General features: G+C 43.3%; 5 protein-coding genes. 2 read left to right on the top strand and 3 right to left on the bottom strand.

Translation table 11 applies throughout. The features are described 5' to 3' along the window. Positions 1 to 1,237 (bottom strand): bifunctional metallophosphatase/5'-nucleotidase (locus ACP45E_RS08595; RefSeq protein WP_426510928.1); only part of this gene is annotated, 1,237 nt, incomplete at its 3' end. A 286-nt stretch (positions 1,238 to 1,523) separates the two neighbouring features. Between ACP45E_RS08595 and ACP45E_RS08590 the strand changes: the two genes are divergently transcribed. Further along, a complete protein-coding gene (locus tag ACP45E_RS08590) occupies positions 1,524 to 3,155 on the top strand; it encodes an ATP-dependent endonuclease (protein WP_017038164.1) in 1,632 nt (543 codons plus the stop codon). Positions 3,156 to 3,258: 103 nt separating this feature from the next. Here ACP45E_RS08590 and ACP45E_RS08585 read toward each other — a convergent pair whose 3' ends face one another. After that, on the bottom strand, positions 3,259 to 3,738 hold the full coding sequence (locus ACP45E_RS08585) for a DUF1097 domain-containing protein (protein WP_017033660.1): 480 nt from the start codon (positions 3,736 to 3,738) through the stop codon (positions 3,259 to 3,261). Between the two features lie 352 nt (positions 3,739 to 4,090). Between ACP45E_RS08585 and focA the strand changes: the two genes are divergently transcribed. Continuing rightward, entirely contained in the window at positions 4,091 to 5,548 is a 1,458-nt protein-coding gene (gene focA / locus ACP45E_RS08580; protein WP_017038166.1) for a formate transporter FocA, read from the top strand. Positions 5,549 to 5,691: 143 nt separating this feature from the next. Here the strand turns inward: focA and ACP45E_RS08575 are convergent, their stop codons facing one another. Continuing rightward, a complete protein-coding gene (locus tag ACP45E_RS08575; protein ID WP_017033663.1) occupies positions 5,692 to 6,261 on the bottom strand; it encodes a YceI family protein in 570 nt (189 codons plus the stop codon). Positions 6,262 to 6,330: the final 69 nt, after the last annotated feature.

Genomic DNA, 6,330 nt, shown 5'->3' with positions numbered 1-6,330 from the left:
AATCGACATGATGACCGCGGCGGTTCATTGCCACGAGGAACGATTCAGCGACCAATGGCGCCAATTCGCTTTCGCCTTGACTATCAGGAATACGAACATGACGTAACGTATCTTTCGCGTGAGCAATAATTTGCTTTTGTAGCTTACGTACTCTGGGGATGTATTTTTCTAGCAGGATACGCTGAACGCCTTGATCTTTTTTACACACCACAACGTTTGGATGCTGCTTTAAAAAATCACACGCTTTAATATGGTGATCATCTGAGCCCGTTTGATTCATATTGGCATCTAAAAACAAACGACGCCCGAGCAACAATTCATTCTTACCTATCAATGAAACCACTTCCCCTACTTCATTAAACTGGATTTCACAATGGCCGATACTTAGCGCATGGAAGCCCGCTTGTACAACATAGGTTGTGTTTACCTTTATTCCGTAGTCATCGTCTTTTTCTAGCCCTAGAGCACTAAAATCACCTTGTAATCGGTGACTGTGCCCACCCACAATAACGCCGATACCACAGACTTGCTTTGCGAGTTCGATATCCGCTTCATACCCTAAGTGGCTAAGTAAAATTATCTTGTTGATTCCCTGTTTGTGTATCGCAGCCACCGTTCTTTTTGCGGTTTCTGTCGCGTCAACAAAGGGGGTATCAAAATCGGGGTTAGCAATATCCGCCATTTTATCCAACGAAAGACCGAATATTGCGATTGATTCTCCCCCTGCATCCTTAATCATCCAAGGGGCAATTTTTTCTTGATGACAAAAGCTCAATACATTTTTTGAGTCGGACACTCGGTACACTTTCTCTTTCTTTTCGTTGGAAAGGTCCCAGTTACCACAGAGCAAAGGAAAGTTGATGCGTTGAGCAAACTGAGCAACCGGTTCGTTTCCCATATCAAGCTCGTGATTACCCAAAGCCATTGCGTCAATGTCTAGTGCATTCAATAAATCTGCATTCGCCTTACCTTTAAAAAGAGAAAAGTACAGCGTACCTTGAAAGCAGTCCCCTGCATGCAGGAACACAAATGGCGTTTTCGTTTCTGTCGCATGTTGTTTCAGTTGCTTAGCTCGAGTGGCGATGCGTGCAAATCCCCCCGCACTGACGAACGGGGTTAGCGCCTGGCCTTGCACATCTAAGTTTAAATGCAATGACGTCGGTTCGAAATAAGAGTGGGTATCGTTAATGTGCGCCAGAATCATTTTAGCTGGTCTATTCTTCATGTTTTTGTTCATCATTTATCATCTATTCCCGCTCATCCTAGCGTGCAAATCATGACAGAATCGTGACTTTTATGAAACATTCTTGAAAAAGAAACGTCTCTTTTCCCCTATTTTTCCACTTTTCCCAGCTCACTCTGCAGAGATGTATTGATCGACAAAAATGATTATGTGAGCTAACAGTCTGCTTATTCGATACTTTTCTATTATGCTTATGGTTAAGTGATATAAAAACAAGTGAGATAAGAATACAGCGCACACAGTCACGTTATCTTATACTTAACTGCATTGGAGCCTGCCTATGCAAATAGAACGAATAGAGATTTCTGGTTTTAGAGGAATAAAACGCTTATCACTGCCACTGGGCGAACTCACCACACTTATTGGGGAAAACACATGGGGCAAGTCTTCGTTATTGGATGCCCTATCCGTTGCACTCCCCGCTAATGGGCAACCATACCGATTTGAGATGCAAGATTTTCATGTCGATTATTCCATCGCCCATCCACAAACCCAACATTTGCAAATTATCATTGCATTAAAATCCACCGACAAACATGAGATCAGAGCGGGTCGGTATCGAAAAATAAAACCGATTTGGGTCTATGATGAAGACAGCAACGCGCATATCTATTACCGAATCAGTGCCACACTTAAGCAGTATGAGGTAACGACTCAATTTGCGTTTTTAGACTGCCAAGGCAATCCGCTGCATCTGCACCACTCTGAAAAATTAGCTCAAGAACTGATGTCATTGCATCCCGTGATTCGACTTAAAGATTCTAGACGATTTGATCGCCCGTTTGATCAAACCAACGGGGTTAACACACGGATTGAAAAACGCATCGATAATACTTGCCGCCGTTTACTCGCCACCCCTGGTCACGTAAACAAGGGAGAAATGCGCAGCAGTCTGAATTCAATGAATATGCTCGTAGACCACTATTTTTCCTTTAAGAGTACCAGTCGAAAGAGTCCGAGAAAACAACGAGATGGGTTGTTTTTTAACACTCGTGCCAATGAGAAAAGCCTCTCACAAGTGGTCGAAGAAACGAAGAGCAAGCAAACACGCTTATTGATGATGGGGCTACTCAATGCCTACCTTCAAGCGAAAGGGCCAAATGACCTTCGCCGCTGTGCGCGTCCTCTGCTTATTTTAGAAGACCCAGAAGGAAGACTGCACCCTACTCATCTCGCCAGAGCTTGGAGTTTGCTTCAACTTCTCCCTATGCAAAAAATACTCACCACCAACAGCGGTGAGTTGCTTTCTCAAGTCCCTCTTTACACGATTAGACGCTTGGTTCGTCAATCAGACAAAACTATTGCCACCTCACTGCCTGAAAAAGGGTTCACTAAAGATGAGCTTCGCCGTATTGGCTTCCATATACGATTTCACCGCTCCGGTGCTCTATTTGCCCGTTGCTGGTTACTCGTTGAAGGGGAAACTGAGGTATGGCTTTTTAACGAACTGGCCAATCAATGTGGCTATAACCTTGCGGCTGAAGGTGTGCAGATTATTGAGTTTGCGCAGTCGGGTCTTAAGTCACTGATCAAGGTTGCCAAGGCATTTGGCATTGACTGGCACGTAGTGACTGATGGCGATCCTGCGGGGAAAAAATATTCGGCAACCGCCCGCGGACAGTTGGGTAGAGACCAAGAACGTCATCGGTTAACAGAATTGCCAGATCGAGATATTGAGCATTATTTGTACGCAAATGGATTTGAGCATTTCTTCAGAGACATGATTAGAATCCCCTATGACCATCCGATCCCAGCGAAAAAAGTGGTGGCACGCGTTCTAAAAAAACACGCGAAGCCCGATTTAGCATTAGCCATTGTTTCGTACTGTGAAGAACAAGGGGTTGATTTTATTCCTGTTCTTATAAGGTGGACTCTAAAAAGGGTTATTACGATGGCAAATGGTAATACCTAGGTGGGGAGAGGAACGCATTAGAAAAATGAGCGCCCACCTCGGAAATCAATGCCATCGTATCTTCAAGCCAATTAGCAATTAGACTCTAATCAGACTGATCAGATTAAGCGAGCGGCTTTGTCACCAAATCACTTTGATCTATCTTTTGGTGTAACCATAAACCGCTGGTTTTCATTAGATAACCAAAGATACCGCCCAAAACTAATGACGGGACCACGAGTTTCCAGTTTCCATCCGCAGCAAACGTCGCGCATGAACCAATAAAGGTTCCTGGAATATAGGAAAGCCAGCTCTGTTTCGCTTGAATACACATCAAGAACGCAACGATTGCAGTAATCACATACCCGAGAATCTCTAGACTCAGCATTGACGACGCATGGATGATAACGAGAGCCCAAAACACACCCGTTAAGTTAGTAATCAAGCTTTGGCCTAGCCCTTTAATACCGTCCTTAGGAGAGGCAAAGTAACTTGTACAGCCAAGAAAACCAGCCCAGGACAGCAAACCTAACGAAATGGCAATCCAGCCCCAAAGACCAGAAAGTATGCCTGTTGTTAATGAAATGGCAACCAATACACTCATTACTTATCTCCATCCTCGATAGTTGCATCAAGGAACAATCGTTAATCAAGAGGAGATACTAAAGCAAAGCAACGAGCCACAGGAAGATATTCATCACATTAATGTAACTTTGATTACTAATGATTTCATAAAAATGTGAATGCAATCGATTTAATGAGTCTGAGTCGATGATTTTAAGACGAGTTGTTGGTGGATTCATCTTGTCTGCTCTTTAAATATCATCATTTAATTTGATTGACAGCAAATATATCATCAATTTTTCTGTTACAGTTGGTTGCATAAAATAGGTTGTGCAGAAGAATTTGTTTCATTTGGGCAAAGCAAACACTGCAATTTGAGCAAGGGTGTCATTGTGACTTTAGAAAAAAACAACAACCATCAACTTTACTCACCCAGTGAAATGATGGCTGAAGCTGAAAAGTTTGCTTTAAGTAAAGCAAAAAAAACGGACGGTATGATCCTCGGGCTTTCCATGATGGCTGGTGCGTTTATTGGTCTTGCCTTTGTTTTCTACATCACCGTCACAACAGGAAGCGCTGCCGCAGGTTGGGGATTAAGCCGTTTTGCTGGCGGAGTTGCATTCAGTATGGGGCTGATTCTTATCGTCCTTTGCGGTGGCGAACTGTTCACAAGCTCGGTACTGTCATCGATTTCGTGGGCGAATAAGCAAATCACTTTTACAAAGATGCTATCGATTTGGGGTAAAGTGTATATCGGCAACCTATTGGGTGCCATGCTGGTGCTGCTTCTCGTTACGGCAGCAGGCTTATATCAGCTCGATGGAGGCCAATGGGGGTTGAACGCCCTGAATATCGCGCAACATAAACTACACCACACTCCTGTTCAAGCCTTTGCATTAGGGGTTCTTTGTAACCTATTAGTCTGTATGGCGATTTGGTTAACATTTTGCTCAGCCAATGCAATGACAAAATCCATATTGATCGTACTTCCGGTGTCGATGTTCGTCTCCAGTGGTTTTGAACACAGTGTCGCCAATATGTTTATGGTGCCACTGGGTATTGTTTTACAAAATTTCGCTCCTGACAGCTTTTGGTTACAGATTGGCGCCACTCCAAGTCAGTACACTGACCTCAATATCTATCAGTTCATTACGGCTAACTTGATCCCAGTTACACTGGGTAACATTGTTGGCGGCGCTGTTCTTGTTGGCCTGGCTAACTGGACAATTTACAGACGTCCACAACTTAAAGCCGCCAATTTGTCGACCATCACCACCGCGGCGACCTTAGATCCAGTTAAAAAAATCTCGTTTAACAACCAACTATCGGTCAAAGAAATTATGATGCCTTTGCCGATGACTCTAAGTGCCAACATGCAAACATCAGTTGCGATAGATTTGCTGTTGGAGAACAATCTCGATGGTGCCCCTGTTTGCGATATTGAGGGCCGTCTGGTCGGATTTTTTTCCGCACACGATGTCATGGTTGACTTATGGTGCAAGGATTATGTCGCCGCCAGCAATCAAAAAGTCGTCGATTTGATGTCACGGGATGTGATTGCTATACAGGCACATGAACGTTTGATTGATGTTGCCGAGTTCCTATGCATCGATAAAGATAAACTCTACCCCACGAGCAGTGCCGGTATCGGTACAGCAACCCATTTTAGTACCTTATCGCTAGAGCAACGAGCAAAGTCGATGAAAGTTGCTAGACCGCAGATTATTCCTGTACTAGAAGGTGAACAATTCATTGGAGTCATTAGTCGCCATGAAATCTTAAGAGCACTTCGTCCAGTGTATGGAGAGAGTTTTATTTTGATTAAAAACGATGAGCGCGGGAATGCGTAGAATTTTTGTTATTCAGTGCGTATGACATCGTGTCCTGTTCCACTGTGTAAAAAATAAAAACCCGTGAGGTTAAACTCAACGGGTTTTTTAATAGCTGTATCTTTTCAGTCACTGTGTATTTCTATAGATTCAGGCTTTTAGCCTTACTTCTTAATACCTTCAACATGCAATTCCATGTCAACATAGCTAGAATCGCCCATCACTTTAATGGCAAAGTCTGATAACTCTAATCTTGTTGTGCCAACAAAACCAACACGTTCACCACCCCAAGGGTCTGTTCCTTCACCGATCAATTCTGCGTTGATGATGATTGGTTTCGTTTGCCCGTGAAGCGATAAATCGCCCATAATATCAAACTGTCCATCACCGTTATCGACAACTTTGTTACTCACAAACGTTGCTGTCGAATATTTCGATGCATTAATGAAATCATCACTGCGTAGGTGTTTATCACGCTCTGCATGATTAGAGTCCAGACTACGCGTGTCAACATTCACCGTCACACTTGAATTCGATAGATCTTTTCCATCGTAAGAGAACACACCATCAAATTGGTTGAAACGACCTTTGATGAAGCTGTAGCCTAGGTGACTGACTTTAAAGTTAACCGAAGCATGTGCGCCTTTAGTATCAATCACGTAATCTGCTGCATGAGCACCGACTGATGAAAGCAATGCCATAGCGAGGCCTGTAGCCATTAGTGTTTTTTTCATTTTTTTATCCCTATCATCTTGTTGAGCGTATTATCTTTATCGATAAAGTGATGTTTCAATGCAGCTAAC

This window comes from Vibrio genomosp. F10 str. 9ZD137 (assembly GCF_049974785.1).
Lineage (GTDB): Bacteria > Pseudomonadota > Gammaproteobacteria > Enterobacterales > Vibrionaceae > Vibrio.
The sequence above is the reverse complement of the archived record's forward strand: the minus strand, read 5'-3'. Positions and strand labels throughout refer to the sequence as shown.

Coding starts and splice junctions, on each gene's coding strand:
- ACP45E_RS08575 (WP_017033663.1), bottom strand. CDS start 6,261: ATGAAAAAAACACTAATGGCTACAGGCCTCGCTATGGCATTGCTTTCA.
- ACP45E_RS08585 (WP_017033660.1), bottom strand. CDS start 3,738: ATGAGTGTATTGGTTGCCATTTCATTAACAACAGGCATACTTTCTGGT.
- ACP45E_RS08590 (WP_017038164.1), top strand. CDS start 1,524: ATGCAAATAGAACGAATAGAGATTTCTGGTTTTAGAGGAATAAAACGC.